The sequence below is a fragment of the Nocardioides koreensis genome (assembly GCF_039531775.1).
In the GTDB taxonomy this organism is placed as follows: domain Bacteria; phylum Actinomycetota; class Actinomycetes; order Propionibacteriales; family Nocardioidaceae; genus Nocardioides; species Nocardioides koreensis.
In genome coordinates this window covers 118,568-144,330 of sequence record NZ_BAAAQR010000002.1, presented here as the reverse complement: position 1 = coordinate 144,330, position 25,763 = coordinate 118,568, and the positions used below count along the sequence as shown (strand labels likewise).

Below are 25,763 nucleotides of genomic sequence, written 5' to 3'. Positions count from 1 at the left end.
CGGGTGAAGATCGCAGTAGCCAGGGAGACCCGCGACGGCGAGGCCCGTGTCGCGATGGTGCCCGAGCTGGTCGGCAAGCTGACCGGGCTGGGGTACGTCGTGACGGTCGAGCCGGACGCCGGTGCACACGCGCTGATCACCGACGAGGACTACCGAGCCGCCGGCGCGGAGGTCGATGCGGCCGCCGTGGAGAGCGCGGACCTCGTGGTGTCGGTGCAGCCGCTCGGGACCGACGTGATCCGGCGGCTGCGGCGCGGCACCGCGACCATCTCGTTCCTGCCGACGGGGCAGGAGCGGGCGGTCGTCACCGACCTCCGCGACTGCGGCCTCACGTCGTTCGCGATGGAGCTGGTGCCCCGCATCTCCCGGGCCCAGTCGATGGACGCCCTGTCCTCGCAGGCGCTGGTCGCGGGCTACCGCTGCGCCGTCGTCGCCGCGGGCATGCTGCGCCGCTTCTTCCCGCTGAACATGACCGCCGCCGGCACCGTGCCTCCTGCCGAGGTCGTGGTGCTGGGTGCGGGTGTCGCGGGCCTGCAGGCGATCGCCACCGCCAAGCGGCTCGGCGCCGTCGTCAAGGCGTACGACGTCCGCGCGGCCGCCGCCGAGGAGATCCGCTCCATGGGCGCGCAGTCGATCGACCTCGAGCTCGAGACGCTCGAGGGGGCCGGCGGCTACGCCCGGGAGATGACCGAGGACCGGGCCGCCCGGCAGCGCGACCTGCTGACGCCGTACATCGCGGACGCGGACGCGCTGATCACCACCGCCGCGGTCCCCGGCCGGCAGGCGCCGATGCTGGTGACCCGCGCGATGGTCGAGGAGATGCGACCCGGCTCGGTGGTCGTCGACCTGGCCGCGGAGTCCGGCGGCAACGTCGAGGGCTCCGAGGCGGGCGAGGTCGTCCGGATCGGGAACGCGCAGGTGTGGGGCGGGCGGAACGTGCCGAGCCAGATGCCCGGCCCGGCGTCCAGGCTCTACGCCCAGAACGTCGTCAACCTCGTCACCCTGATGACACAGACCACCGAGGAGGGGGCGGCGTTGTTCGCCCCCGACTTCGAGGACGAGATCGTCGCGGGCTCGTGCGTGACCCACGACGGCGTGATCCGACACGAACCGACCCGGGCGGCCATCGAAGGAGAGCAGGCATGAACGAAGGTGTCGTCTGGCTGACGATCTTCATCCTCAGCGTGTTCGTGGGCATCGAGGTGATCTCCAAGGTCTCCTCCACCCTGCACACGCCGCTGATGTCCGGCGCCAACGCGATCCACGGCATCATCCTGCTCGGCGCCATCCTGGTGACCGGCGCCACCGACTCCACCCTCGCGCTGGTGGTCGGGCTGGTGGCCATCGTGCTGGCGACCGTGAACATGGTCGGCGGCTTCGTGGTCACCGACCGGATGCTCCAGATGTTCACGCGCAAGAAGCCGGCGCCGAAGAACGAGGGGGCGCGCTGATGCCCACGTGGGTCCAGGTCGTCTACCTGCTCTGCGCGATCGGGTTCATCCTCGCGCTCAAGGGCCTCTCCGGTCCGAGGACCGCGCGGCGCGGCAACCTCGTCGGGGCGGCCGCGGCCGTCGTCGGCTGCGTGCTGCCCTTCATCTACGTCGACCACCTTGACCACGTGCCGCTGATGATCGGCGCGATCGCGGTCGGCACCGCCGGCGGGGTGTTCGGGGCCCGCAAGGTGCAGATGACCCAGATGCCGCAGATGGTGGCGCTGTTCAACGGCGTGGGCGGCGGCGCGGCTGCCCTGGTGGCGCTGCTTGAGCTCAACCACATGCTCGAGGTCCAGGACGCCCTCGACGCGCTGGGGGCGGACGTCGACGCGTACGGCTGGTTCGTCTACGCCGCCACCGCGTTCACGATCTTCGTCGGCTCGGTCTCCTTCGCCGGCTCGCTGATCACCTTCGCCAAGCTCCAGGAGCTGATGACCTCACGGCCGGTGGTCTTCGCCGGGCTGCCGGTGGCGTTCGGGCTGATGCTGCTGGGCGGCGTCGGCCTGTCGGTCCTCACCGTCACCGACGCGGCCATCGGGATCGGCATCGCGCTGTGCCTGGTCGGGCTGGTCTTCGGCGTGCTCCTGGTGCTGCCGGTCGGCGGCGCCGACGTACCGATCGTGATCTCGCTGCTCAACGCGTTCACCGGTCTCACCGTGGCGGCCGGCGGCTACGTCCTGTCCAACACGCTGCTGCTGGTGGGCGGCACCCTGGTCGGGGCCTCGGGCACGTTCCTGACCCTGCTGATGGCGCGCGCCATGGGCCGGTCGGTCGGGAACATCATGTTCGGCGCCCTCAAGGGCGGCTCGACCCTCGGCGGCGGCGAGGCCAGCGACCGGCCGGTGAAGTCGGCCGGGCCCGAGGACGTCGCGATCCTGCTCGGGTACGCCGACCGCGTGATCATCGTGCCCGGCTACGGGCTCGCGGTGGCCCAGGCCCAGCACACGCTGCGCGAGCTCGTCGACGTGCTCGGCGAGCGCGGCACCAAGGTCGACTACGCCATCCACCCGGTCGCGGGCCGGATGCCCGGACACATGAACGTGCTGCTCGCCGAGGCCCAGGTGCCCTACGAGCAGCTGGTGGAGATGGACGAGATCAACGGCGAGTTCAAGAACACCGACGTCGTCCTCGTTGTCGGCGCCAACGACGTGGTCAACCCGGCCGCGAAGACCACGCCGGGCGCGCCGATCTACGGCATGCCGATCCTCAACGCCGACGAGGCGAAGCAGATCGTGTTCATGAAGCGCTCGATGCGGCCCGGGTTCGCCGGGATCGAGAACGAGCTGCTCTTCGACCCGAAGACCACGCTGCTCTTCGGGGACGCCAAGGAGTCGCTGGGCAAGCTGCTCAACTCGATCAAGAGCCTGTGAGCGGGGCGGCCCGGTCCCGGTGACGAATCGGCCGCTCGGTCGTTGAAGGGTCATGCCTGACGAGGAAGAGGGCCGCCTGGGGCGCCCCGACGGACACCGGTACGACGCGCCCGAGTCCGAGGAGAGCCGGGTCGGCAAGGAGTGGACGTACGCCGTCCTCGGGCTGCTGGTGCTCCTGCTGCTGGTCCTGGTCGCGACCGGGACGGTGCAGATCTTCCCGGGCTAGTCCGGACGGGTCACCCCGCGACGCCGTACAGCCGGTCGCCGGCGTCGCCGAGGCCCGGGACGATGTAGCCCTTCTCGTTGAGCTTCTCGTCCATGGCGGCGGTCACCACGGTCACCGGCACGTCCAGCCCGGAGAGGTCCTGCTCGAGGCGCGAGCAGCCCTCGGGGGCGGCCAGCAGGCAGATCGCGGTGATGTGGTCGGCGCCCCGGTCGGTGAGGAACTTGATCGCCGCGGCCAGGGTGCCGCCGGTGGCCAGCATCGGGTCCAGCACGTAGCACTGCCGGCCGGACAGGTCCTCCGGCAGCCGCTCGGCGTACGTCGAGGCCTCCAGCGTCTCCTCGTTGCGGACCATGCCGAGGAAGCCGACCTCGGCGGTCGGCAGCAGCCGCATCATCCCGTCCAGCATGCCGAGACCGGCCCGCAGGATCGGCACCACCAGCGGCTTCGGGGTGGCCAGCCGGGTCCCGGTGGTGGGGGCGACGGGAGTGACGATGTCGACGTCCTCGACCCGCACGTCGCGGGTGGCCTCGTAGGCCAGCAACGTCACCAGCTCGTCGGCGAGGCGGCGGAAGGTCGGGGAGTCCGTCGTCTCGTCCCGCAGGACGGTGAGCTTGTGGGCGACGAGCGGGTGGTCGACGACGTGGGTGCGCATGGCGCAAACCCTAGTGGGACCCCCGGCAACAGGACACGCCGGGAATGGGCCGAAAGGGGGTTGGCCGCCGCCGCTGTCGTCTGTCAGGCTGAACAACGCCCAGGGTGCCGGACGGCTTGATCGGAGGATGACATGGCCGACCAGAGCGACGCAGTCGACTTCGCGCTGGCCGCCTACCGGGAGGAAGGCGACTGGCAGGTGCAGGAGCTCGCCCACGACGTCCTCGAGGACCTCCACACGCTCTCCCATGCCCTGCGGCGCTTCCCCGGTGACGGCGGCGCGGTCGGGATGGTCGCCATCGACGAGGACTTCTTCATCATCGTGCGCGTGGCCGGCGCCAGCACCCGCGTCCTGCTGTCCGACATCACCGCCGCCGACGAGTGGGAGCTGGCCCGGTCGGTCGTGGACTTCCTGGCCCTCCCCGACGTCGAGGAGGAGGACGACCAGGTGCCGGCCGGCGACCTGGACCTGCTCGGCGACCTCGGCATGCACGCCATGGACCTGGCGGTGCTCATCGACGACTTCGACCTCTATCCCGACGAGATGCTCTCCGAGGTCGCCCGTCGCCTCGGGTTCGGCCGGCTCTTCGACGACGCCGTCGGCCTCACCACCAACGCCTGAGGCCGATGACCCCGTACGCCGTGTGGCGCGAGCCGATGCTCGCCGCGCTCGCCGAGGCGCGCGCCGCGCTGGCCACCGGTGACGTGCCGATCGGGGCCGTCGTCCTCGACCCGGCCGGGACCGTGATCGGCCGCGGCCGCAACGTCCGCGAGGCGGAGAGCGACCCGACGGGCCATGCCGAGGTCGTCGCCCTCCGCGAGGCGGCGAAGGCCCGCGGCGAGTGGCGGCTCGAGGGCTGCACCCTGGTCGTCACGCTCGAGCCGTGCACCATGTGCGCGGGGGCGGCCGTGCTGGCCCGCGTGGACCGGGTCGTCTTCGGGGCCTTCGACCCCAAGGCGGGGGCGGTCGGCTCGCTCTGGGACGTGGTCCGCGACCGGCGGCTCAACCACCGCCCGGAGGTGGTGGCCGGCGTGCTCGCCGACGAGTCGGCCGCCCTGCTGGACGAGTTCTTCGCGGCTCAGCGTTGAGGCCGCCAGGCGTGAACCGCCGCGGGCCACCCCTCCGGCCGGGTCAGCGCGGCCTGCGTCGGTCCGCGGCTCGCGCGCGTGCGTTCCGGGTCAGCACCGCGACCACGAGCAGGATCGCCAGACCCGCGAAGATCAGGATGTAGAACACGCTCGGGCCTCCGTCCGCTCGGGCCCCGATCCTCCCCGATGCCGAGGCGCTCCGCCTCACCCGCGGCGGACGACGGGCCCGCGCGTCACGCGGCGTGCGAGGTGAGAGAGGTGCCGCACCGTGGGCAGTGCGTGCCGGCGCAGGCGTCGAGGTCCTGGCCGCAGCCGCAGACGGGGGGAGTACGCCGCTCGGCGAGCGCCACGGCCTGGTTGGCGTACCAGGCGTGCCGTTCCGTGTTCATCGTCTCCACCTCCTCTCTCTGTCAGGTACGTCGCCAGTACCGACCTGGTTCATGCATGGCACTCATCGCCTTGCCACGGCATGTTCCATCAATCCAGATTGATGTATCGTCGAGTCATGGTCCCCTCGGGACACGTCGCCGCCCCACCGACGTTCATCCGGCTGGCCGCCCACCCGCTGCGCTGGCGGCTCCTGACCGCGCTCGCCGAGAGCGACTACCGGGTCCGCGACCTGGTCAGCCGGATCGACCAGCCCCAGAACCTGCTCTCCTACCACCTGCGCCGACTGCGTGACGGCGGGCTGGTCAGCGCCACGCGCAGCACCTTCGACGGGCGGGACAGCTACTACCACCTCGACCTGGACCGGTGCGCCGTCGCGCTCGCCGCGGGTGGGGCTGCGCTCCACCCATCGCTGCGCCGGGACCCGGCGGCGCCGGACTTCCCGGTCGACCAGCGGCACACGCCACCGGTCGCGGTGCTGTTCGTGTGCACCGGCAACAGCGCCCGCTCACCGATCGCCGAGGCACTGCTGCGCCAGCACACGGCCGGCCGCGTGACGGTGGCCAGCGCGGGGACCCGGCCGCGCCCCCACCTGCACGCCGACGCCGTCCGGGTGCTGCGGGACGAGTTCGGCATCGACATCGCCGACCGGCGACCCCAGCACCTCGACGCCCTCGCCGAGCGCACCTTCGACCACGTGATCACGCTGTGCGACAGGGCCCGCGAGGCCTGCCCCGAGCTCCCCCGCCACCCGCGCCGGTCGCACTGGAGCATTCCCGACCCGGCCACGGCCGGCGACGCCGACGAGCCCGGCTACCCGGCGTTCCGGCGCACCGCGACCGAGATCGACACCCGCGTGCGGCACCTGCTGCCCGTCCTCGCCACCCACCACGAGAAGGAGGCCGCTCCATGACCGGACCCGACCAGTACGCCAGCGTCCGTTACCTCGTCGACGACGTGGAGGCCGCCATCGACTTCTACACGACCCATCTCGGCTTCGAGCTGAACACCAGCGCCGCGCCCGCGTTCGCGGACGTCGTACGCGGTCCGCTGCGGCTGCTGCTGTCCGGCGCCGCCAGCTCGGGCGCCCGCGCCACACCGGCGGACGCCGCGACCCCGGGGCGCAACCGCATCCATCTCATCTGCGACGACCTGGACGCCGAGATCGACCGGCTCCGGGCCGCCGGCCAGGCCCTCCGCAGCGACGTGGTCGCCGGGCCGGGCGGGCGCCAGGTCCTGCTCGCCGACCCCGCCGGCAACCTCGTCGAGCTGTTCCAGCCCGCCGCCAGGGCCTGACCACGCCCGTCTCCCCATCTCGGGCCATGACGGCGACGGCCTTCCGGAGCAGCATGGCCGGATCGGCAGGATGCCCAGCGGAGGGAGAGCGGACATGGCCGAGGAGCAGATGATCGGGATCGTCGAGGAGGCGCTGCGCGAGCTCGGCGTACCCGAGGAGGTGACCGCGGCGGGCCAGTTCCTGCCGCGCGGCCACACCGGCAGCATGTTCGCCGGGGGACTCGTGGGAGACAGCCTGGCCGGGTCGGCGGGCGGCGTCGCCGACGCGGTCGGCACCGCCGCCGGGTCGCTGGCCGGTGCCCGCGCCCACGACGCCGCCAGCGGGCTCCCGGACAAGATGCTGGTCGGGGTGACGCCCACGCACGTCTGCGGCTTCGGTGCCGCGACCCGTTACAGCGCGGCCGGGCCGCTGGTCTTCCGCGTCCCGAGGAGGAACCTCGACGTGAGGGTGCACCAGCGGCTCAACGTCCGGGTCCTCGAGCTCATCGACCCGGCCACGGGATCCCGCATCGAGCTCGAGGGGAACCGGATCCCGCTCACCCACAGCAAGGACGTGATCGAGGCGCTCACCGGCTGACGGCGCCGCGGGCCCGGCACCGGCGTGCCGGGCCCGCGGTGGGAGATGTCAGCGCGTGACCGTGAACGTCCTGCGCAGCGACGCCGACGAGGAGTCCCCGGCGTACAGCTCGATCCGTCCCGGCTCCACGACGAAGTGGCCCCGGTTGTCGTAGAACCCGAAGTCGCTCCGGTCGATGGTGAAGCTCACCGTCCGGGACTCACCCGGGTCGAGGGCCACCCGCTCGAAGCCGCGAAGCCGCCGCACCGGTTGGGAGAGGCTCGCGACCGGGTCGTGGAGGTAGAGCTGCGCGACGTCCGTGCCGGCCCGGGAGCCGGTGTTGGTGACCGTCATCGTCGCGTGCACCCGCCCGTTCGGGCGGACCCGCGACTGGTCGATCGCGAAGTCCGAGACCGAGAAGGTCGTGTAGCTCAACCCGAAGCCGAACTCGTACAACGGGTCGCACGCGTTGAGGTCCCGGTAGCGCGAGGTGTACTTCTGCGTCGCGTCGCAGGGCCGGCCCGTGGGCTCGTGGTTGTAGTAGATCGGGACCTGGCCGAGCGTCCGCGGGAACGAGACCGGCAGCTTGCCGCTCGGGTTCACGCCGCCGAAGACCACGTCCGCCACCGCATTGCCCGCCTCGACGCCGGGGAACCACGCCTCGAGGATGGCCGGCGCGGTCGCGTCGACCTGGGCCAGCGTCAGCGGTCGCCCGTTGAACAGCACCACCGCGACCGGCTTGTCGGGTACGGCGGCCCTGACCGCGTCGAGCAGCTCCTGCTGCTTGCCGGGCAGGTCGATCGTCGTGCGGGCCTCCGCCTCGGCGCTCATCTCGCGGGTCTCGCCGAGCGCGAGCACGACCTGGTCCGCGCTCCGGGCGGCGGCCACCGCCTCGGCGAAGCCGGCCGTCGAGGTGCAGTCGTCGGCGGTCGCGGCGTCCGGCGGCTCGGCGTGGCTCATCGTGCAGCCCGGGGTGTACGTCGCGGACGGGTCCTGGGCCTTGATGCCGTCGAAGAGGCTCACCGCGTCGGAGTCCTCGCCGCGGCCCCACCAGGGACCGAGCATGTCGTGCTTGCTGTCGCCGAGCGGTCCGATCACGGCGGTCTGCTTCGACTTGTCCAGCGGCAGGGTGCTGTCGCTGTTCTTCAGGAGCACCATCGACTCGCCGGCGGCCTTGCGGGCGGCTGCCCGGTCGGCGTCGGTGAGGAAGCTGGCCGGGTCCGTGGCCCTGTCCTGGTCGACGTACGGGTGGGAGAACAGGCCGGCGCGGAACTTCACCCGCAGGATCCGGCGGACGGCGTCGTCGAGCCGGGACATCGTGATCCGGTGCTGCTGCAGCAGCTGCTGGCCGTAGTCCCGGATGTTGGTGCTGACCATCTCCGAGTCGGTGCCGGCCATCAGCGCGTTGGCGCCGGCCTGCGGGCCGTCGGCTGCGGTGCCGTGACCGCACGGGCCTTCGTCGGGGGTCCGAGGCGGGCAGGCGCGGGTCTCGGCCACCGCCGTGTAGTCGCTCTCGATGAAGCCGTCGAACCCCCACTGCTTCTTGAGGATCGTCGTCTCGGTGTACCTGTTCGCGCACCCCGGCACGCCGTTGAGCGAGTTGAACGAGCACATGACCGTGTCCGCGCCGGCGTCGATCGCTGCCTTGAACGGCGGCAGGTAGAGGTTGCGCAGCCGCTGCTCGGACATGTCGGTGGTGTTGTAGTCGCGCCCGCCCTCGGGCTCGCCGTACGCCACGTAGTGCTTGACGCTCGAGACGACCTTGTCGCGGGTGCTGTAGCGCGATCCCTGGGCGCCCTTGACGCGGGCTGCTCCCATCACCGAGCCGAGGTAGGGGTCCTCACCCGCACCCTCGACGATGCGGCCCCACCGTGGCTCGTGCGAGACGTCGACCATCGGGCTGTAGACCTGCTTCAACCCCACGGTCGCCGACTCGCGGGCGCCGATCGTCGCGTCCGTCCTCGCGACGTCCGGGTCGAACGAGCTCGCGGCACCCAGCGGCACCGGGAAGATCGTGCGGTAGCCGTGGATGGTGTCGAAGGCGAACAGGATCGGGATGTGCAGCCGGGACTGTTCCACGGCGATGTGCTGGTAGTGGTTGATCTTCGCCGGGTCGGTGAGGCTGAAGACGCCGCCGACGCCGTTCTCGGCGTCGGCGTCGGTGATCTGGCCGTCCGAGAGCAGCTGCACCTGCTGGAGCTTCTCCTTCGTGGTCATCCTGTCCAGCAGGTCATCGACCTTCTGCTCGATGGTTCTGCTGGCTGGTGGTCTCGACGGGGCCAGGGCCTGCTCGTCGCTGGACTGGCTGACCTGGGTGGCAGCGATGACGCTTCCACCGACGAGAGTTGCCAGGACCGCAGCCATGGCAGTCGTGGTTGTGCTGACGAGTCGTTTCACCGAGATACCTCCGCACGTTGCCCGAGTCGCGCCGGCATTCGCCGGTGGACGCCCGCCACGGTCCGGGGGTTGCCAGCGCCGAGCAGGCAAGCCGATCCTTCACCCGCGGACGAGGTGACGACAAGGGCCAGTCCCTCGGCGGCTGGTGGGCATCGCTCCTGCGCGCCCGGTGGCTCCGGGGCCAGCCATCAAGGCCTGATGTGTCGCTCGGGTCCACGTCCCCTGATTTTGGGGATTGAGGCGGTTCCCGAGCCGGAGGCAGTGTGAGGACTGCGTCACGAACACGGGGGTGTGGACATGGAGTTTCGTCGAGCGCTCCTCGGGGAGATGGACCGGTCTGGGACCGGGCGAACATGCTGACCGGTGTCGTGGGCGCCGGGTGGTCGGCGCTGGACGGCAGCGGGCAACCCGTCCGGTCGGCGTTGTTGTCGCTGTCGGGGGTCGGCAGGGTGCTGGGCGTCGTCACCGCCCTGCTGATCGTGGTCATCGGCGTTCGCTACCTGCTCTACTTCAGGAGCTACTTCTTCTTCTGGCACCGCTACCGACAGCTGGAACCTGCGACGTCCGAGATGCTCGCGAGGCTGGGGAACCTTCCCAACGTCAAGATCCAGGTCACGACGCGCGGTACGGCGGGGAGCCTTCCGGTGATCGAGCGCGGCCTGAGGAACGTGGCACGACTGGTCGATGAGGACCCCGACCTCTACGCGGGGAAGCTCTGGGTCGAGGTCTTCACCGAGTCAGCCGCCAGCAAGCGCGCGTTGGACACCATGGCCGACAGCATCCCCTTCGAGAACGTGCTCGTCGTCGAGGTGCCGACGGACTACGAGACGCCGAACCTGACCCGGTTCAAGGCGCGTGGTCTCCACTACGCCGTGGAGCTGCGGCGCGGCGGGTTCAACCGGCTGCCCGGGCGCACCGTGATCGTGCACTTCGACGAGGAGAGCGTCATGGAGCCGCCCGAGCTCCGCAAGCTGCTGCGTTTCCTGGCGACGACGGACAAGCTGCTCTGCGAGGGGCCGATCTACTACCCGTTCGAGTACTGCGACGCAGGTCCGGTCTGTCGGGCCATGGAAGCGGGCCGACCGATCAACTGCTACGAGTGTCGCCATGTGATGGAGAGCGGTGTGCCACTGCATCTGCACGGGTCCAACCTCGTGATCGACGAAGAGCTGGAGAACCGGCTCGGCTGGGACATCGGCCTCACCAAGGACGGCCAGCCGTTCATCGCCGAGGACTACGTCTTCGGCGTCAAGGCCTATCTCACCGAGGGGCCGGAGATCTTCGGCTGGCACGGGAGCGTCATGCTCGAGCAACCGCCGTTCTCGATCCGCAGCGCCTATCGACAGCGGTACCGATGGGTGCTCGGCGTCCTGCAGGGATTGCAGATGATCCGCTTGATGCACGAGTTCCAGGCACTCCCGAGCGCCGACCGGAGACGGCTGCTCTGGGGCACCCGGTACCGGCTGGCGACCTTTGCCCTCGGCCTCCCGGCCGGCGTGGTCTCGCTGCTGTACATCACGTACCAGACTGCCCGGCTGGCCACGGGGATCCCGATCCAGCGACTGCCCGAAGGAGTCATGCTCGCGCTGGTCTTCGTCGGCTTCCTGTGGCTCAACTCCAGCTTCATCGGCGTCTGGTACAACGTCTCTTCGAATCCCTCGTTCACCTTCCTCCAACGCTGGATCGAGACGACCCGCGTCCTCGCGGTCGCTCCTGTTGCCGGGATCTTCGAAAGTGCTGCCGCCGCCGGAGCGGTCCTGATGTGGGCGCTCGGCCGCCGGCAGGTCTCGTGGGTCCCGACGCCCAAGACCAAGGCGGCCGACGAGGCGGTGCTCGACGGGGCGGCGCATGAGTAGCGGGGGCGGCCTCCGGAACAGGAACTGGCTACGCCTGCCGCTGTTCACTCTCGCTGCCGCGCTCGTGGTCCTTGCCTACCAGGTCGTGCCTCTCCTGCTGGCGCTGGACATTGCTTCGGTGAGCCGGGGACTGGCGATCTCGGTGGCCGTGGTTCTGCTGTGTGAGATCCCCGTCTTGCTGGTGCTGCGGGCCACCACAGGCAAACCTGCGCAACTCGTGGCCCCTGCGAACGAGTCGCCCGCGATGCCTCAGGAAGCAGACAGCTGGTCACCTGCTCCTGCGGGGACCCGAATGCGGACGGCTGCCACATTCGGGTCCGGGACAGTGGTCGGGATCCTCATCGCCGGACTTTTCGCGTTCGCGCCGTCCGCCCTCGACTGGACCGCGCCTCCAAGCGAACCCGACGTCGGTCCGCATGCGAACATCCAGTCCCCGACGTCGGCGGACCCGAGCCTCGAGGAGCGCCGAACGGCCCGATGTCGGTCGGTCCTTGAGGCACAGGCGCGTCCGCTCCGGACTGCGGCAGCCTCGCTGGACCAGTGGCAGACGCATGTCGCGGCCATGAACCAGCTGGTCGCCGGTGAGATCACCCTGGAGGAGGCCCGGGCCTTCTGGAACCGGACCCGTCTGGGCGCCCAGCAACGGCTGTCGCGCTACGAGTCGGCCACAAAGTCTTTCCATCGGACGAGTACGACGTGCTCGTCGCGCCAGGTGCCTGAGCCGAGTGCAGGGCTCGAGTCGTGTGTCCGGGTCGTGAAGGACCGGAACCGGGAGCTGGCAGCGGCGGACGTCGCGCTCGGCACCTGGCGCAGCCATGTGGCTGACATGGAGATGTTTCGGAAGGGCTTGATGACTCCGGAGCAGGCCACCTCCATGTGGCTTCGCAACTGGCGCAGGGGTGTCGCGGAGCTGAAGGAGTACCGAGCCGCGGCCCGACAGGCCCGCGGCCAGCGTTGCTCCGCCTGACCTCGCTGGTGTGGCCGTCAGGGGCAGGCAGGCGTAGGCGGGTAACGCGCACTCACGTCAGTCCGCGGACCGGCCTGCGTCAGTCCGGCGAGCCCGCCGGGCAGGGTCGCTGCCAGACCGGGGTCGAACTCGCCGGTGACCACCGTCTGGGCGGCCTCGGCGGCGCAGGTGAGGCGCTCCAGGGTCCGGATCAGGTCGATCCGTCCGGCCCGGTCGCCCACTTTGTCCGCCCCATCTCGATCATGGCCCCCCTGGGCCGACCGCCAACTAAGTCCGTGGCCGGTGTGAAATCCGTGTGGCGCCCGACTGCTTCGCCGCGGCTATCCCGAGAACTCGTGCGGGTGTCGTGGTCCTCTCCGGCCCAGAATGACGCGGCGGCGGCGCGGGTTCATCACCTCGGCGACGAGATTCGACGAGGAGGTGGGGGGCGGCCTCGAGGGACGAACCCCCTGCTTTGGTGGAGAGGCACCACGACTGGAATCTTCGGCGACGAAGTCGATGAGCCGGTCGAACTGGGCGTGCAGCGTGCAGCGTGCTGCGTCCGGTGAAGTGGCGGGGTAGCCCATCGGCGCTATGGCCACGGTCGTTGCCGCGGCGTTGACTGGATGAAGTCGCCTGGTCGACTGCGCCCCGGCCGGCCGGGCCACCGGAACCTCAGGGCCCGAAACGAGGAGGTGTCAGATGGGACTCCCACGCGAACTGATGGACCGAGCCACCGCCGCGGTGCTCGCCGGCGACCTGGATGCATTGCGCGAGATCTACGCGTCGGACGTCGTCGCGACCACACCGGACGAGGGCGAGCTGCACGGCATCGACCGGTTCATCAAGTGGAACCAGGCCTTTGTCGGATCGTTCTCCGACCGGCAGTACATCTCGATGAAGGAGCACGAGACGGCTGACTGCGCGATCGACGAGGGCGAGTTCGTCGGCACGCACACCCAGCCGCTCGAGATGCCTGACGGGCAGGCGATCCCGCCGACGGGCAGACAGGTCCGTATGCGCGCGGCCGACGTTGCCACCGTGCGGGACGGCCGGATCGTGCGACACGACTTCTACTTCGACCAGCTCGACATGTTGGTCCAGCTAGGGCTCCTGGAGGTGCCCACCGGCATCAGCACGACCTAACAGCGACCGCCGGGTTGGCGCGGAGCGCCCATGCTGCGAGGAACGCGTTTCGACCCTGCCTCTTTCCGCCGCGAGCGGTGCATGCCTGCCGACCAGAAGCGTAAGTCCCCCGGGGCTTCCTATTGGCAGCTTGTTGCCCGCGGCTAAGGACTTGCCTGCTTCGGCCAGCCGCCGTACGGAACGGTGAGGATCTCGAGGATGTGACTGTCGGGGTCCAGCCAGTACAGCCCGCGGCCGCCGTCGTTGGTGTTCATCTGCTGCGGTCGACGCTGCCCGGGGTCGGCCCAGTAAGGGATGCCGCGGGCCAGGATTCGCCCGTGGATCTGGTCGAACTCGTTCTCGTCGACCAGAAACGCGTAGTGCTGCGGGTGCACCGCCCCCTCCTCGAGAAAGTCCAGCGAGACGTCGTTCGCCACCTGGACCACTGAGAACGGTCCGAAGCTCGTCGGGGCGGGCAACCCCAGGATCTCGGACAAGAACGATGCAGAGGCCTGCTTGTCGCGGCAATACACAATCGTGTGGTTGAGCCTCACCGGCATCCGAACCTCCTCTATCGGATCATGCAGCGGTGCGGTGGCGGTTCTCCGCAGACCGGGCCATCGCCCCCGCGTTTGTCGGAGAGCGTTGGCCGCGTGCCCTTGAAGTGCGGAAACCAATCTAGACCGTCTGGTGCGAGCGCTCGTTCGTGGCGGGAGCGTCGACGCTGGCAGAAGGTCCGCGCCAGGTCCCGTCGCGGAGCCGGCCCCCCGCGTCACTTCGCCGCCAGCGGCCGCACCGCTTCGCATTCATTGCGCGGACCTGAGCTCGCCGCTCGGCAGGGCGGCCAGGCTGACGGGCTAGGGATCCTTGACCTGCGGCGCGCCAGCCTGGCGAGCAACTGCGATTCGCACGCCTGGGGAGAACGAATGGCGTCAGTAGCTCAGGCGCCGCGCCGATGCGGGCAATCGGTCGAAGTCCAGCACCAGTTCACGCGGGTCGATGTTTCCTGATTGGTAGGCCTCGACGATCGTGGCGGCGAGCTCGTTGACGCTGGGGAACCACGGCTGCAGGGTCGTCAGGTCGTAGCCGGCGCCGGTGTCCCAGACGTACACCGGGGCTGGGCTCGCGGCAGCGCGGGTGTCGACACACACGAGCCAGCCGTCGGTGAACTCCAGGAACGGGAACCAGCCCGGTCCCAAGATCAGCGGCTGCTCCGGGAATGGCTCGAGCTCGCGGGCGGCGGCGAGGTCGGTCGCCACCTGGTCGAGCGTGGGCAGGTGCAAGCCTCCGAGGAGGTGGTTGAGCGGACTGGCGAGCAAGCTGCCCGGCGGGGAGGCCGCCGCGGGGGTGTCAGTGCCGTCGTGCCAACTGAACCACGTGACGATGTCGGGATCCACGTCCAGGCCGAAGCCGTGCATGACAGCCTCGACCCGGTCCGCCGAGGTGCCGGGGCGCAAGTGTTCGGCCACTGGTGCACCGGTGGTGCCGAGCAGTTCGTGGAGTTGGGAAAGAAGAGTGGACAGTTCGGTCATCGGATTCCCCTCCTGAGCGGAGCATTGGTCGAGGATCAGGTCGTACCCGACCGGGCCCCGGGGAGCATCGTGCCCTCCGGAGCCCGGCCATGTCAGCGGAACACCACCGCAGCTACTGAGAGCCGCGGCCGCCGCAGTGCCACACAGTCGGTACGGCCAGTTGCGGTGCGACCAGGTACGGCTTGCGACTGGACGGCGCCGCCGCACCCACGGTTGGGCAGGTGGTGCTGAAGACGCGAAGCAGTGCGCCCTCTCTCCTGTTGTCCGACGCATTGATCAGGCTCAATGACGCGCCCGGCCCCGCGGTTGTTGTGGAGTAGTAGGGGTACTCGTCGCAGTCCAACGCAACCCCGGGACGGGCCGCCGCCGCGGCTGCCCGCCCGGCGGGGTCGCACGGTGAATAGGCGTTGTACCAAGCCCGTGCCACGGTCTGCTCGGCGTTTGGCCGGTAGGTCAGCATGGCCGTCGAGGGCTTGGCGACGATCGCGTCAATCTTGTGCTCGGCTGCCTCCCGCACGTCGGTGCCCGGGGAGAACGTCGGTGCGACATCGCACGGACTGGTGTAGGGCAGGCCGGAGTTCACCTCGGCGATCGGGGTCTGCTTGTAGCAGGCCGAGACCGATTCCATGAGGGCGTTGAGAGTGACGCCGGCGGCGATGCCGACGGTGCTGCCAGCGATCACGTTGCCGATCCGGGACTTCCAGGCCGGGTTGATCGCCACCCCAGGACCGGGTAGCTCGATGACGCCAACCATGACCGCGGACAGGGCGTCCTCGGGCTGGAGCGCGCGGATCCCGTTGGGGAACTGCGTGTCCATGACGTGGCCGCAGTCGGTGGCGTTCGCCCACGCTGCACACAGCAGGTAGGCCTGCTGCTCGGTGTACTCGCCTCGGACCAGCCCGTCTGAATCGAAGATGCCTTGGGCGATACGGGCCTCCTCCACCATGTCCTCCACTTGGCTCGTGTCGGTGACGCAGTCGCCGAACCCGCCGATGCACACGCCCCAGCCGTTGTCGTTGGGCCGCTCGGCCGCCAGGTCCTCGAGTGCGGTGCAGTTCTCGACGCACCCACCGTGAACGCCGTAGACGACCGGGGTCTCGTTCCAGGTCTGCTCCAGCAGCGTGTTCTGCCCGTTATTGCTGCGGACGTTCAGGGTCTTGGGCAATGCGGGCTTGGTGTTGTTGACGGGCTGAAACAGTGTGGAGGCGGGCAGGTTGAGCCCCTCGATGCCGAGGGTGTTGTCGTTGGCGATCAGCGGGTCGGTGCCGGCGTAGATCTCCTCGAGGTCTGTGGTGCCGTCCCCGTCGCTGTCCTTCTCGTTCGGGTCGGCGACCATCTCGTAGTAGGTGGTCAGGCCCTGGTCGATCAGAAACCGGTACTCCTGCGCGAGGTCCGGGCGTTCGGTGAAGCTGTGCGCGATCATCTCCTGGCCGTCGTCCAGATGGTCCCCGTCGGTGTCATGGCGGTCGGGGTTGCTGGTGACGAAGTAGTCGTCGAACAGGCCGAAGACGCCGGGGAGGGTCGCGGCGACAGGGATGAACATGCCGTTGCGCTCGACACAGTCGCTCAGCGTGTCGTGGTCGTGGTCGCTGCCGTCGTCGATCAGGTCGCCGACGAGATCGGTGTACAGGCTTGGCAGCTTGCTGGGATCCGACAGCTGGGAGTAGGTGCCGCCTGTCCCATCGGCGATCTGTCGCAGCAGTGTCTCGTTGACGCCGGCGCCGAGACCGACGGTGTCGATCTGGATGCCGGCCTGCGCCGCTCGGCTGGTGAGCGTCGGGTCGTAAGGGCTGACCCCGTCGGTGAGCAGGACGGCGACCCGGATCGCGGAGTCCTGGTCGACGCTGAGCAGGTTGATGGCGCGATCGACGGCCGCGGAGATATCGGTCCCGCCGCCGTTGTAGCGGGTGGATTCGAGGGCGTCGTCGACGGCCTGCCGGTTCGCGGCCGTGTCGAGTGTGGTCAGCCCGATCCGGGTGGTGGCCCAGTTCTCGAAGCTGACCACGGCGGCACGGTCACGGTCTCGCATGCCGGCCACGAACGCCTTGGCGCCGTCGACGCGCAGCCCCTGTGGGTCGCTGTCGGCCATCGATCCGGAGGAGTCGATGAGCATGGTGGCGTCCACCCGGCTACCGGATCCGTCCGCCCCTACGCACCGGATGGGGGTCTTGGCGAAGAAGGTGGCCCAGTCCTGGGGCCGCATGCTGAGCACCGCGTACACCGAGAAGTGCCGGACCGAGGTGGTCACGGTGTGGTTGCTCGTGTCCACGGTCTGGTTGTCCGACGCCGGCACCCACAGCTGGGCTTTCGGGTCGAACCAGAACACGCGGAGGTCCTGCTCGGGGAACCCGTTGAGCCTCTCGGGGCTGTACGGGAGGGTCAACGTGCTGCCGGCCCGCAGCGGCGCCGTCCCCTCGGGCACGGTGATCTCCCAGGCGCCGCCGGGCATCTTGTCAGCGATGTCGCCCTGCATGTAGTCGCGGGCGTACTCGGCGTGCACGTCCCAGGGCCGGATGCCGCCGCCTGTGACGAGGTGGATCGAGAGCCCGGGGAAGATGTCATCGACGGTGAACTCGGCCGGGGCGGCGTTGTCGGCACCGATCGGCAGCGCCGCGGCGTACGGGTCGAGGGCCTGGGCGCCCTTTTCGCACTTCGTCTCCGTCTCATTGTCGACACAGATGTCGATGCCGTTGTACCCGTCGGCGGTGTCCGTGCCGGCGTCGCCGAACAGTGAGTCGTCGTCGTCCTGGCCGTTGAGGGCGTCGTTGCCGGGCCCACCGAAGAGCCGGTCGGCGCCGTCGCCGGCGGTGATCGAGTCGTCGCCGTCGCCACCAGAGAGCCCGTCGGCGCCATTGCCACCCGAGAGGGCGTCGTTCCCGTCGCCGCCGTTGAGGGTGTCGTCGCCGTTGCCACCGGTCAGCGTGTCGATGCCGCTACCGCCGAACGCGGAGTCGCTGCCGTCGCCACCGACGAGGGTGTCGTCGCCCTCACCGCCGACGAGGGTGTCGCTGCCGTCCTTGCCGTTGATGGTGTCGTTGCCGCCCAGCCCGCAGATCATGTCGTCGCCGGCGGTGCCGTTGAGCGTGTCGTTGCCAGGCGTGCCGTAGACGACGCCGTCCTGCCCGGGCGCGCACAACTCGTCGAGAGCCGCGGACTGTGCGCTGGAGCCATCGTCGGGCATGAGGGTGGCGCTAGGTTTGGGCAGTACCGGTGTAACCGGACCGGCGTCCGCCCCAGTCGCTGGCGCGAGTGTGGCGGCGATGAGTGTGACGGCCACTCCGGCCGACACGAGAGCAATCCGAGCTCTCCGCTGTTGCCGGGACGCTCGGTTCCGGCGGATCTGGTTTAGGTTCTGCATGTATCCCCCTGATGTGTCGGCCGCGCCCGATGCGCGGCCGAGGAAGCGGACACGCGGCCGGTGTTCGAAGATGAGTTGAGCGTTTCTTGATCTTGAGTGCATCGGTTGCCCGCTGGCCTAGAGCACCAGGCGGGACCGGTTAGTAGCTGGCACGCGCGAGATGCGACCGGGTAGCGAGGCGCACCCCGCATCGCGTTAGCGCGCCAATGGGGTCCTCCGTCTTAGGCGCGACTTCCCGCCGCGATACCTCGCGCGGACACGATTCTCGGCGTCCAACGCAGCGACTCGGCCACCACCGGGCAGTGGCCCGGGTAACGGGTCTTGATGTTGGCTCCGCCCTCGTCATGAAGTCCGTGCTGAAACACGGCACGGCGTAAGTGCTCGCAACGACGATCGACAAATTCTGTTGAACACCGCTCCGTGCCCGCGCTCACACAGTTACCTTGCTGTCCCGGTCGATCGGGCAGCGGAACCGGTCGGCCATACCTGACGGGGGCGACAATGGTGGACGACTCGGGGCCTCCGTGGCCGGACCCGGTTTCGACGCCGCGCACCTTCACTGCCGACACGGAGACCGCCCGGAGGATGACGTGGGCCGCCTGGCGTCTGACCCACCGGCACTCGACCACGTGGTGGCTCTACGCCACAGCGATCGGCAGCCCGAGTCTGCTGTGGGCCATAGGAGTCATCGATGTTCGGTGGGCGGTCCTCGTCGGTGCCGTACTCGTCTCCCTCTTCGTCCTCGGCGACCTGCCAAGGCTGCGCCGACAGTTGCGCAAACTAGCGCCCCCGGGCACCGAATTCGCAGTCGGTTTCAGCTCAACCGCGATGTCACTGCGCACCCCGCAGTCGGTCGGCCAATACGACTTCAGTGCCTTCAAGAGTCTCGAGCTCAGCGGAAACTACGTATTCCTCCGCGGGGCGCTGGGCGGCACCTACTTCGTCCTACCGCGCACACTGTTCACCGACGAAGACATCGCTCGCTTCCGAGCCGGACTCGGTTCCTAAGCCTCTCCACGGCTGACACACAGATCGCGGTCTCCTTTCTGTCCCACGCATCCGTCGAGACCTCGCCGGAGCGTCCGCGTGTCGCGGCCCGGCCGGGTGCTCGCGGCAGAGAGGAGGGTCCGACCGACGGTGCGTCATACCGCCGCATTAGGGCACCGACAAGGCCCCAAGGAGCCCGCCGTTGCCTTTTCAGAGCTCACCGGTCGCAAGGGTCCGGTGCAGGTCGTCGACGGCATGCGCCGCACAGCGCGGCGTCGACGTCTGAGACGGTGGCCCCGTGACTGACACCAGCGATCTGAGGCACGAGGACGCCATCGTCGTGGCGGTGCCGCCGGCGACCCTGTTCGACCTGGTGACCGACATCGGCCGCACGGGCGAGTGGAGTCCGATCTGCACGGGCTGCTGGTGGGACGACCCGGCCGAGGCGGGACAGGTGGGGTCGTGGTTCACCGGTCGCAACGAGCTGCCGCGCCGCACCTGGGAGACGCGGTCGAAGGTCGTGGTGGCCGACCGTCCGCGCGAGTTCGCGTTCGAGGTCGGCGAGGGCTTCGTCCGGTGGGGCTACACCTTCGCGCCCGAGGCAGGCGGCACGCGGGTGACCGAGTCCTGGCACTTCTTGCCGGCCGGCCTCGAGATGTTCCACCGCAAGTACGGCGAGCAGGCGGCGACCGAGATCGCCGAGCGGACCCGGGCTGCGCGCACCGGGATCCCCGCGACCCTGGCCGCGATCAAGCAGATCGCCGAGCGGTAGTCGCCGCGAACTCCCCGACCCGCCGGCCGGTTCCCCGCTGACCGGGCGGCTCAGCCGCCCAGACCCGCGCAAGGACCGGCGTCAGTGCGAGCAGACGGCCGCGTCGAAGCCGGCGCCGAACAGCGTCACGTTCCCGCCCATGTTGACCGGGATGACGCCCGGAGCGATCGGGCCGCCGGTCGATGACGACGCGGGAGTCTGGTCCGTCTGGTTCGCGCCGGCGTTGGCGGGCGCGGGGGTGCACCTCAGGGGTGTGATGCCGTGCACGTGCGCGGATGCGCCAGCGGCAGGAAGGAGCACGAGCGTCGACGCAGTGATTCCAGTGCCGACGAGCAGACGCAGCCTCAACATGGGTCCTCCTCGGGTCTCGGCCACGCCGGTGCCGGGACAGTCGTGCGGGCATCGGCGGAACCTCACCAGGACGTACGGACGCCCGGCCGTGTTGGTTCAGTGGCCGCGTGGCAACGCATGCTCATAGCATCGGCGCGCCCTTCCCGATCAGAAGCCGACCGCGGCACACCTCGGGCGCGGCGGCCCCCTGCGCGCGCACCAAGGCGTCCTTGACCGGCACGCCAGCATCCTCGCGCAGCACCGACCGCAGCGTCAGGCGGGGCGTTCGACGCGGGTCGCGAGCCCCCGCCCGGAGCCCGACGACCCTGCGGCCCGGCAGGGACGAGTATCCAGTAGTGAGCCAGGCGCTGCCATCCGGCGCTCGCGCGGGGACCGGGTCCGCGCTCCCGAGCCGTAGGCGCGCACCCCTAGACCCCCTCGTCACCATGCCGAGGCACCCCCCTTGACAAGATTTATTGTCAAGCGCATGGTGGCGATATGCAGGACGTCGAAGTCATCGAGAGCGCGGAGGCTGCCGCCGCCGCGCTGGATCCGGTCCGGGCCCGACTGCTCGGCGAGCTGGCCCGACCGGCCTCCGCCGCCGGGCTCGCCGCCCGAGTCGGCATCGCGCGCCAGAAGGTCAACTACCACCTCAAGGCGCTCGAGGCGCACGGCCTGGTGGAGCTGTCCGGGGAGCGCCGGCACGGGGGCATCACCGAGCGGGTACTGCAGGCATCGGCGGCGTCCTACGTCGTGTCGCCGGCGGCCCTCAGCGCGTCCGCGGCCAACCCGGACGCCAACGCCGACCACTTGTCGGCAAGCTACCTCGTCGCGCTGGCCGGTCGGCTGGTGCGCGAGGTCGGCGCCCTGGCGCGCCGGGCCGGCGTGTCCGGCAAGCGCCTGCCGACCCTGACCATCGACACAGAGATCGGCTTCCGGTCGGCCGCCGACCGGGCTGCCTTCGCGGATGACCTGACCGCCGCGGTGCTCGACCTGGCCGCTCGCTACCACCACGACGACGGGTACCCGCACCGGCTCCTCGTCGCCGCCCACCCCCTTCCTGAGGAGAACCCATGAGTACCACCCCGAACGTCCCGTACCGCCTGGAGTTCAGCGTCGAGGTCCCGGGCACCCCGGAGCAGGTCTGGCAAGCCATCGCCACCGCCAAGGGCATGAGCGCCTGGTTCGCGCCGACCGAGATGGAGGAGCGCGAAGGCGGCTCCCTGCACTTCACCATGGGCCCGGAGATGGGCTCGGACGGCCAGGTCACCGCATGGGAGCCGCCGCGCCGCCTCGTCTACGAGGAGGACTGGGCCGCCCTCATGGGCAAGGAAACCGATGCGCTCAGCCCGCTGACGTCGGAGTTCCTCGTCGAGGCACAGTCCGGCGGAACCTGCATCGTGCGCGTCACCAGCAGCGGCTTCGGGACCGGCGCCGCCTGGGAGTCGGAGTTCTGGGACACCATGGGCCCCGGCTGGATGCCGTTCTTCGACAACCTGCGCCTCTACCTGTCGCACTTCCCCGGCCAGGAGGCCACACATCTGGAGGCCACCGCCTCCCACCCCGGCGACGCGGAGGCGCTCTGGTCGACCCTGCACGACGCGCTCGGGCTGGGCGACGAGGGGGCGACGGTCGAGGTGCGCGGCGCCACCGGCACGGTCGAGCGCGTCGGTGAGCGGCAGACGCTGGTCCGGCTCACCGCGCCGGTGCCCGGAATGCTCAGCGTCTTCGCGTGGGACGAGGGCGGCGGCAATGCGACGGCGGGCGTACGGGCGTACCTGTTCTCCGCAGACGCGGCGGACTACGTGCGGCGCGAAGAGCCGGCCTGGCAGGCCTGGCTGCAGGGAATCTCCGTCCCTGCCTGATCTTCTACCGTTACCGAGGGAGCCCTGTCGATGCAGGTGCGATGCTCCGCCGCCTGCCGGCGCGTGGGAAGTTACGGCCCGCGCCGGGCGTCACGCTGCCGTGGGGCGGCGCTGGCGGGTCGCACGGGCTCGGTACACGGCCGCGATCACGAGCCAGCTCAAGAGGTAGACGAGCAGGAGCACAGGGGACAGCAGCAGGAGCACGACGGCAGCTACCGCCGAGGTGGCGATCGCCGCCCTGACCGCAGGCGTACCCGCCTGCCAGACGCCTCGGATCGCCGCCCACGCCGGACTCTTGCCGTGCATCTGCGCCTTGACGCCCTCGGCACCGGCTCGCTGCGCCATGCCTCCGGACTCGGCTACCGCGTCAAGCCCCTCGTCGGTCAGCTCAGTGATGGCGTCGGTGGAGCCGGTCTTGCCGGCAACGGCGCTGAGCTTGTCGATCCAGCCGGCGGTCTTGCGTTCCAGCTTCGCTGCGAGGGTCCCACGGCGGCGTCGAGGACCATGCCGAAGGCTTGGGCCGGCGTGGGATTGGTCCTGGCGCTTCGGTCCGTCGGTGCCTCAGTTGTCCCCATCGCGTTGCCTCCCTGGTTTGCCGTACCCGCCGCGGCCTGATCGACACGGAGGTTCGTCAGGGACGCCGACTGGCTGGCGCTCGGTGCCTCGTGGAGCAGCCGCGACTGGCGCCTAGCGTCGCCCGGCGAGCCATTCCGAGAAGCGCACCGGCTCGCGGTCCATCGTCGCCTGTTCGATCATCTCGCCCTCGACCCAGTCTCGCCACTCCTGCACCGGAGCGGGCGCGGGCAGCGTCATCAGCAGGCCACGCGCCATCATCGCCTCGGCCGCGCCCACCGCCCGGCGCAGGACCTGCACCTTGCGCGGCAGGTCGGCGGGATCCGCGGACGCGATCGCAACGTCGACCTGCGTACGGCCGTCCAGAATCCCCTGCTTGGCGACGAGCCGGGCGGCGTTCCATGCCACAGCGGACAACCGCACGATCTCCACGACCTGCTCGGCCGCCTCAACCATCTCCTCGTCTTGATGACTGGCGCCGAAGAGCCGGAGCTCGCGCGCGATGTCGGCGAGGTTCGCGTCGTGGGCCAACAACAGGTCGGGCGGGCACCCCAGCAGCTCGATGACTCGTACGTCCGCATCGTCCAGCGGCGCTACGGCACCCCTGACCTGCGGCGCCCGCGGCGTGTAGTCAGCCGTCCCCGTCACGAACTCCGCCCACACCCGCGTGCCGCCCGGCAGGTCCTCGACGCCCCAGGCGCTGGCGAGAGCCGACACCAGGAACAGTCCGCGGCCCGTCATCGACTCGTCCTCGACGGCCTCCACGGACGTCGCCACATCGCCCCGGTTCGCGATCGTCCGGGCAGGAATCGCGCCACGGTCCACCACCGCAATTCGGACCGCGGCGTCGTCCGCGCTGAGCTCGACCTCGAAGAACGTGCTGCCGCTGTGCAGCGTCGCGTTGGTCGCGAGCTCGGACGCGGAGAGCGTGACGTCGTCGACGAGGTCGAGCCGACCCCACCCGACCAGCGCATCGTCGACGAAACGTCGTACGGCGGGCACGCTCGAGGGCCGCGCCACCATGCGCACCCGTGTCTGGAGGCCCCCGGCGGCGCCCCCTCCCCCCAGCGATGTCACATCGGGATTATGCGGGACGGCATCGACAGATGCTGCTCATCGCGCGGCCACGGCCGGGTCAGTGCCCGAGGTGAGCCTTGAGCCGCTCCACGGTGCCATCCACGTCAGTGAGCTTGTCGAGACCGAAGAGCCCCACCCGGAAGGTGGAGAAGTCGTCTCCTTCGCCGCACATCAGCGGTACGCCGGCGGCCACCTGGATGCCACGCTCCTTGAACCTCGCGCCGCTGCGGATCTCGGGGTCATCGGTGAAGACCACCACGACGCTGGGGGCAGCGAATTCCTCGGCCGCGACGGAGGCGAACCCGTGCTCCGCGAGCATGGCGCGGACCCGGGTGCCGAGGGACGTCTGCGCCTGACGCAGCTCGCTGAGCCCGGTGGCGCGGGTCTCGAGCATCAGCGCGGCGTCGTGCGCGAGCGTGTCCGTCGGCAACGTGGCGTGATACGGCGTCTGTCCCTGCAGGTAGGCCTCGGTGATCGTCAACCACTTCTGCAGGTCGACCGCGAAGCTGGTCGAGGTCGTCGACATGACCTGGGTCCGACCGGCCTCGCTGAGCATCACGTAGCCCGCACACGGTGAGCCGCTCCATCCCTTCTGCGGGGCGCTGAGCAAAACATCGACGCCGAGGTCGGTCATGTCCACCCAGAGCGCCCCCGACGCGATGCAGTCGAGGACGAAGAGCCCACCGACTCCGTGCGTCGCCGCGGCGACGGTGCGGACGTAGTCATCGGGCAGCACCATGCCCGCCGCTGTCTCCACGTGTGCCGCGAACACGACCTCGGGACGGGTGCGCTCGATGGCCTCGACCACCTCCGCCACCGGAGGCGGGACCCAGGGAGCGTGTTTCTCGTCGGACACCGGGCGGGCGGTGCAGACCGTCGTCCCGCCGGCCACGGACCCAGCGTCGAAGATCTGCGACCAGCGGTAGGAGAACAGCCCGTTGCGTACGACGAGGCAGCGCCGCCCCGTGGCCAGCTGTCGGGCGACGGCTTCCATGGCGTAGGTGCCGCCACCCGGGACGACCGCGACCGTCTCGGCCCGGTAGGTCGTGCACAGGACGTCGACGATGTCCTGCATCACCCCGACGAAGCGTGTGGACATGTGGTTCAGGGACCGGTCGGTGAAGACGACCGAGTACTCGAGCAGTCCGTCGGGATCGATGTCGGGGCGAGGAAGACTCACCTCTGCAGGTTGCCACAGGTCCGCTCATCGTGCGGTGGCCCCCGACCTGCTCGTTGGCACAGCGAGCTCGCGAGCTCGGACCTAGAAGTCGGTCGACGAGTCCATCCCGCTGCCGCCGATGCGTCGGATGTGGACGAGCCGTGCGAGGCGGATGCCCGGCCGGACCAGGAACTCGATGCTACCGAGCAGGAAGCACCAGGTCGCCGCGACGGTCGTGGACTCCCAGAAGAAGAGCACGCTGCCCACGAGGAACCACAGAGCGATCAGCACGTCGTTGGCGATGCTGAGCGCCTCGTACCGTCGACGGATCACGAGCTCCTCGTGACCGATCTCGATCGTCAGGGCCTTCTGGGTCGTCATCGCTCTCCCGGGGTTCGAGAATTGGTCCGAGGGGTCCGTGCCCAGAGACCGCCCCTCTGAATCCGCCGGCCGCGGCGCAGACATCACATGATCGGCGACCTGCGCCGCTGAGCTTGCCGTACCCGACTTTGGGGACATTCTCGACGGCGATCCACCGCGGGAGAGGAGCCCCTACGCTCAGGTGGCATGACAGGTAGGTCCGGGTCCGGGACGGGCTCGCCGCTCTCGGGTGGAGCCCGCAGCTCGGCACGGCGTCGGATGCTCGTGGTCGCTCTCCTGGTCGCCTGCGTGGTCGTGGCCGACCCCGTCCCGGTGTTGGCGCCCGCAGCGGTTCCAG

At 70.0% G+C, this 25,763-nt stretch carries 27 protein-coding genes; 16 read left to right on the top strand and 11 right to left on the bottom strand.

The features are described 5' to 3' along the window. The first annotated feature begins 3 nt into the window (after positions 1-3). From ABD268_RS04745 to ABD268_RS04730, 4 genes are read left to right on the top strand one after another with little or no spacing between them, the layout of a single operon-like run. Complete coding sequence (locus ABD268_RS04745) at positions 4-1,146, top strand: NAD(P) transhydrogenase subunit alpha (protein ID WP_344148364.1); 1,143 nt, start codon at positions 4-6, stop codon at positions 1,144-1,146. Next, positions 1,143-1,451: an NAD(P) transhydrogenase subunit alpha part 2 gene (locus ABD268_RS04740; protein WP_344148361.1), complete on the top strand. Its 309-nt coding sequence runs from the start codon at positions 1,143-1,145 to the stop codon at positions 1,449-1,451. Before ABD268_RS04745 ends, ABD268_RS04740 begins: the two co-directional genes overlap by 4 nt. Further along, positions 1,451-2,863 (top strand): NAD(P)(+) transhydrogenase (Re/Si-specific) subunit beta, encoded by a 1,413-nt coding sequence (locus ABD268_RS04735; RefSeq protein ID WP_344148358.1) that lies wholly within the window; start codon positions 1,451-1,453, stop codon positions 2,861-2,863. The genes ABD268_RS04740 and ABD268_RS04735 overlap by 1 nt, the downstream gene beginning before the upstream one ends. A gap of 52 nt (positions 2,864-2,915) precedes the next feature. Further along, entirely contained in the window at positions 2,916-3,089 is a 174-nt protein-coding gene (locus ABD268_RS04730) for a hypothetical protein (protein WP_344148355.1), read from the top strand. A 10-nt stretch (positions 3,090-3,099) separates the two neighbouring features. Here ABD268_RS04730 and upp read toward each other — a convergent pair whose 3' ends face one another. Continuing rightward, positions 3,100-3,741: a uracil phosphoribosyltransferase gene (gene upp / locus ABD268_RS04725; protein ID WP_344148352.1), complete on the bottom strand. Its 642-nt coding sequence runs from the start codon at positions 3,739-3,741 to the stop codon at positions 3,100-3,102. Positions 3,742-3,873: 132 nt separating this feature from the next. Here upp and ABD268_RS04720 point away from each other — a divergent pair, with 132 nt between their 5' ends. Continuing rightward, entirely contained in the window at positions 3,874-4,362 is a 489-nt protein-coding gene (locus ABD268_RS04720) for a tRNA adenosine deaminase-associated protein (RefSeq protein ID WP_344148349.1), read from the top strand. A 5-nt stretch (positions 4,363-4,367) separates the two neighbouring features. Further along, entirely contained in the window at positions 4,368-4,829 is a 462-nt protein-coding gene (locus tag ABD268_RS04715) for a nucleoside deaminase (RefSeq protein ID WP_344148346.1), read from the top strand. A gap of 233 nt (positions 4,830-5,062) precedes the next feature. Here the strand turns inward: ABD268_RS04715 and ABD268_RS04710 are convergent, their stop codons facing one another. After that, positions 5,063-5,218 (bottom strand): hypothetical protein, encoded by a 156-nt coding sequence (locus tag ABD268_RS04710; RefSeq protein WP_344148343.1) that lies wholly within the window; start codon positions 5,216-5,218, stop codon positions 5,063-5,065. A gap of 116 nt (positions 5,219-5,334) precedes the next feature. On the opposite strand from ABD268_RS04710, the gene ABD268_RS04705 reads away from it, so the two are divergent. The 3 genes from ABD268_RS04705 to ABD268_RS04695 all read left to right on the top strand — a co-directional run bounded on the left by ABD268_RS04705 (position 5,335) and on the right by ABD268_RS04695 (position 7,089). Next, entirely contained in the window at positions 5,335-6,129 is a 795-nt protein-coding gene (locus ABD268_RS04705) for an arsenate reductase/protein-tyrosine-phosphatase family protein (protein WP_344148341.1), read from the top strand. Further along, positions 6,126-6,512 carry a VOC family protein gene (locus ABD268_RS04700; RefSeq protein WP_344148338.1) on the top strand — a complete coding sequence of 129 codons (387 nt, stop codon included), beginning with the start codon at positions 6,126-6,128 and terminating at the stop codon, positions 6,510-6,512. The genes ABD268_RS04705 and ABD268_RS04700 overlap by 4 nt, the downstream gene beginning before the upstream one ends. A 94-nt stretch (positions 6,513-6,606) precedes the next feature. Further along, on the top strand, positions 6,607-7,089 hold the full coding sequence (locus tag ABD268_RS04695; RefSeq protein WP_344148335.1) for a hypothetical protein: 483 nt from the start codon (positions 6,607-6,609) through the stop codon (positions 7,087-7,089). A 48-nt stretch (positions 7,090-7,137) separates the two neighbouring features. Here the strand turns inward: ABD268_RS04695 and bglX are convergent, their stop codons facing one another. Further along, positions 7,138-9,432, bottom strand: coding sequence for a beta-glucosidase BglX (gene bglX, locus ABD268_RS04690; RefSeq protein ID WP_344148332.1), 2,295 nt, complete (start codon positions 9,430-9,432; stop codon positions 7,138-7,140). A 386-nt stretch (positions 9,433-9,818) separates the two neighbouring features. On the opposite strand from bglX, the gene ABD268_RS04685 reads away from it, so the two are divergent. The 3 genes from ABD268_RS04685 to ABD268_RS04675 all read left to right on the top strand — a co-directional run bounded on the left by ABD268_RS04685 (position 9,819) and on the right by ABD268_RS04675 (position 13,413). Continuing rightward, positions 9,819-11,321: a glycosyltransferase family 2 protein gene (locus ABD268_RS04685; RefSeq protein WP_344148329.1), complete on the top strand. Its 1,503-nt coding sequence runs from the start codon at positions 9,819-9,821 to the stop codon at positions 11,319-11,321. A gap of 85 nt (positions 11,322-11,406) precedes the next feature. Further along, positions 11,407-12,288 carry a hypothetical protein gene (locus tag ABD268_RS04680; protein WP_344148326.1) on the top strand — a complete coding sequence of 294 codons (882 nt, stop codon included), beginning with the start codon at positions 11,407-11,409 and terminating at the stop codon, positions 12,286-12,288. Positions 12,289-12,990: 702 nt separating this feature from the next. After that, positions 12,991-13,413: an ester cyclase gene (locus ABD268_RS04675; RefSeq protein WP_344148323.1), complete on the top strand. Its 423-nt coding sequence runs from the start codon at positions 12,991-12,993 to the stop codon at positions 13,411-13,413. Between the two features lie 143 nt (positions 13,414-13,556). Here ABD268_RS04675 and ABD268_RS04670 read toward each other — a convergent pair whose 3' ends face one another. The 3 genes from ABD268_RS04670 to ABD268_RS04660 form a co-directional block, all read right to left on the bottom strand. Next, entirely contained in the window at positions 13,557-13,952 is a 396-nt protein-coding gene (locus tag ABD268_RS04670; protein WP_344148321.1) for a VOC family protein, read from the bottom strand. Positions 13,953-14,324: 372 nt separating this feature from the next. Next, positions 14,325-14,924: an SMI1/KNR4 family protein gene (locus ABD268_RS04665; RefSeq protein ID WP_344148319.1), complete on the bottom strand. Its 600-nt coding sequence runs from the start codon at positions 14,922-14,924 to the stop codon at positions 14,325-14,327. 112 nt (positions 14,925-15,036) lie between these two features. Beyond that, a complete protein-coding gene (locus ABD268_RS04660; RefSeq protein ID WP_344148316.1) occupies positions 15,037-18,384 on the bottom strand; it encodes a VWA domain-containing protein in 3,348 nt (1,115 codons plus the stop codon). A 399-nt stretch (positions 18,385-18,783) separates the two neighbouring features. On the opposite strand from ABD268_RS04660, the gene ABD268_RS04655 reads away from it, so the two are divergent. Together ABD268_RS04655 and ABD268_RS04650 are read left to right on the top strand one after the other, a co-directional pair. Continuing rightward, entirely contained in the window at positions 18,784-19,290 is a 507-nt protein-coding gene (locus tag ABD268_RS04655) for a YcxB family protein (RefSeq protein ID WP_344148313.1), read from the top strand. A gap of 277 nt (positions 19,291-19,567) precedes the next feature. Then, entirely contained in the window at positions 19,568-20,041 is a 474-nt protein-coding gene (locus tag ABD268_RS04650; RefSeq protein ID WP_344148311.1) for an SRPBCC family protein, read from the top strand. An 81-nt stretch (positions 20,042-20,122) separates the two neighbouring features. On the opposite strand, the gene ABD268_RS04645 is transcribed toward ABD268_RS04650, so the two are convergent. Continuing rightward, the gene (locus ABD268_RS04645; RefSeq protein WP_344148308.1) at positions 20,123-20,392 is read right to left on the bottom strand and encodes a hypothetical protein; all 270 of its coding nucleotides are present in this window, start codon (positions 20,390-20,392) and stop codon (positions 20,123-20,125) included. A gap of 477 nt (positions 20,393-20,869) precedes the next feature. Between ABD268_RS04645 and ABD268_RS04640 the strand changes: the two genes are divergently transcribed. Further along, on the top strand, positions 20,870-21,448 hold the full coding sequence (locus tag ABD268_RS04640) for an ArsR/SmtB family transcription factor (protein ID WP_344148305.1): 579 nt from the start codon (positions 20,870-20,872) through the stop codon (positions 21,446-21,448). Next, positions 21,445-22,236, top strand: a complete 792-nt coding sequence (locus tag ABD268_RS04635) for an SRPBCC family protein (protein ID WP_344148302.1) — start codon at positions 21,445-21,447, stop codon at positions 22,234-22,236. Before ABD268_RS04640 ends, ABD268_RS04635 begins: the two co-directional genes overlap by 4 nt. A 90-nt stretch (positions 22,237-22,326) precedes the next feature. Here the strand turns inward: ABD268_RS04635 and ABD268_RS04630 are convergent, their stop codons facing one another. From ABD268_RS04630 to ABD268_RS04615, 4 genes are all read right to left on the bottom strand, one after another. Continuing rightward, entirely contained in the window at positions 22,327-22,581 is a 255-nt protein-coding gene (locus ABD268_RS04630) for a hypothetical protein (protein WP_344148299.1), read from the bottom strand. A 342-nt stretch (positions 22,582-22,923) separates the two neighbouring features. Further along, positions 22,924-23,832, bottom strand: coding sequence for an ATP-binding protein (locus ABD268_RS04625; protein ID WP_344148296.1), 909 nt, complete (start codon positions 23,830-23,832; stop codon positions 22,924-22,926). A gap of 112 nt (positions 23,833-23,944) precedes the next feature. After that, entirely contained in the window at positions 23,945-25,066 is a 1,122-nt protein-coding gene (locus ABD268_RS04620; protein ID WP_344148293.1) for an aminotransferase class V-fold PLP-dependent enzyme, read from the bottom strand. Positions 25,067-25,147: 81 nt separating this feature from the next. Then, positions 25,148-25,426, bottom strand: coding sequence for a YrhK family protein (locus tag ABD268_RS04615; RefSeq protein WP_344148290.1), 279 nt, complete (start codon positions 25,424-25,426; stop codon positions 25,148-25,150). Between the last annotated feature and the right edge of the window lie 337 nt (positions 25,427-25,763).

Bases quoted from the DNA above. Each gene is read 5' to 3' on its own strand.
- bglX (WP_344148332.1), bottom strand. From the start codon at position 9,432: ATGGCTGCGGTCCTGGCAACTCTCGTCGGTGGAAGCGTCATCGCTGCC.
- ABD268_RS04640 (WP_344148305.1), top strand. From the start codon at position 20,870: ATGCAGGACGTCGAAGTCATCGAGAGCGCGGAGGCTGCCGCCGCCGCG.
- ABD268_RS04645 (WP_344148308.1), bottom strand. From the start codon at position 20,392: ATGTTGAGGCTGCGTCTGCTCGTCGGCACTGGAATCACTGCGTCGACG.
- ABD268_RS04715 (WP_344148346.1), top strand. From the start codon at position 4,368: ATGACCCCGTACGCCGTGTGGCGCGAGCCGATGCTCGCCGCGCTCGCC.
- ABD268_RS04695 (WP_344148335.1), top strand. From the start codon at position 6,607: ATGGCCGAGGAGCAGATGATCGGGATCGTCGAGGAGGCGCTGCGCGAG.
- ABD268_RS04625 (WP_344148296.1), bottom strand. From the start codon at position 23,832: ATGGTGGCGCGGCCCTCGAGCGTGCCCGCCGTACGACGTTTCGTCGAC.
- ABD268_RS04685 (WP_344148329.1), top strand. From the start codon at position 9,819: ATGCTGACCGGTGTCGTGGGCGCCGGGTGGTCGGCGCTGGACGGCAGC.
- ABD268_RS04720 (WP_344148349.1), top strand. From the start codon at position 3,874: ATGGCCGACCAGAGCGACGCAGTCGACTTCGCGCTGGCCGCCTACCGG.
- ABD268_RS04615 (WP_344148290.1), bottom strand. From the start codon at position 25,426: ATGACGACCCAGAAGGCCCTGACGATCGAGATCGGTCACGAGGAGCTC.
- ABD268_RS04705 (WP_344148341.1), top strand. From the start codon at position 5,335: ATGGTCCCCTCGGGACACGTCGCCGCCCCACCGACGTTCATCCGGCTG.
- ABD268_RS04660 (WP_344148316.1), bottom strand. From the start codon at position 18,384: ATGCACTCAAGATCAAGAAACGCTCAACTCATCTTCGAACACCGGCCG.
- ABD268_RS04635 (WP_344148302.1), top strand. From the start codon at position 21,445: ATGAGTACCACCCCGAACGTCCCGTACCGCCTGGAGTTCAGCGTCGAG.
- upp (WP_344148352.1), bottom strand. From the start codon at position 3,741: ATGCGCACCCACGTCGTCGACCACCCGCTCGTCGCCCACAAGCTCACC.
- ABD268_RS04670 (WP_344148321.1), bottom strand. From the start codon at position 13,952: ATGCCGGTGAGGCTCAACCACACGATTGTGTATTGCCGCGACAAGCAG.
- ABD268_RS04630 (WP_344148299.1), bottom strand. From the start codon at position 22,581: ATGGCGCAGCGAGCCGGTGCCGAGGGCGTCAAGGCGCAGATGCACGGC.
- ABD268_RS04655 (WP_344148313.1), top strand. From the start codon at position 18,784: ATGGTGGACGACTCGGGGCCTCCGTGGCCGGACCCGGTTTCGACGCCG.
- ABD268_RS04665 (WP_344148319.1), bottom strand. From the start codon at position 14,924: ATGACCGAACTGTCCACTCTTCTTTCCCAACTCCACGAACTGCTCGGC.
- ABD268_RS04740 (WP_344148361.1), top strand. From the start codon at position 1,143: ATGAACGAAGGTGTCGTCTGGCTGACGATCTTCATCCTCAGCGTGTTC.
- ABD268_RS04700 (WP_344148338.1), top strand. From the start codon at position 6,126: ATGACCGGACCCGACCAGTACGCCAGCGTCCGTTACCTCGTCGACGAC.
- ABD268_RS04735 (WP_344148358.1), top strand. From the start codon at position 1,451: ATGCCCACGTGGGTCCAGGTCGTCTACCTGCTCTGCGCGATCGGGTTC.
- ABD268_RS04710 (WP_344148343.1), bottom strand. From the start codon at position 5,218: ATGAACACGGAACGGCACGCCTGGTACGCCAACCAGGCCGTGGCGCTC.
- ABD268_RS04675 (WP_344148323.1), top strand. From the start codon at position 12,991: ATGGACCGAGCCACCGCCGCGGTGCTCGCCGGCGACCTGGATGCATTG.
- ABD268_RS04730 (WP_344148355.1), top strand. From the start codon at position 2,916: ATGCCTGACGAGGAAGAGGGCCGCCTGGGGCGCCCCGACGGACACCGG.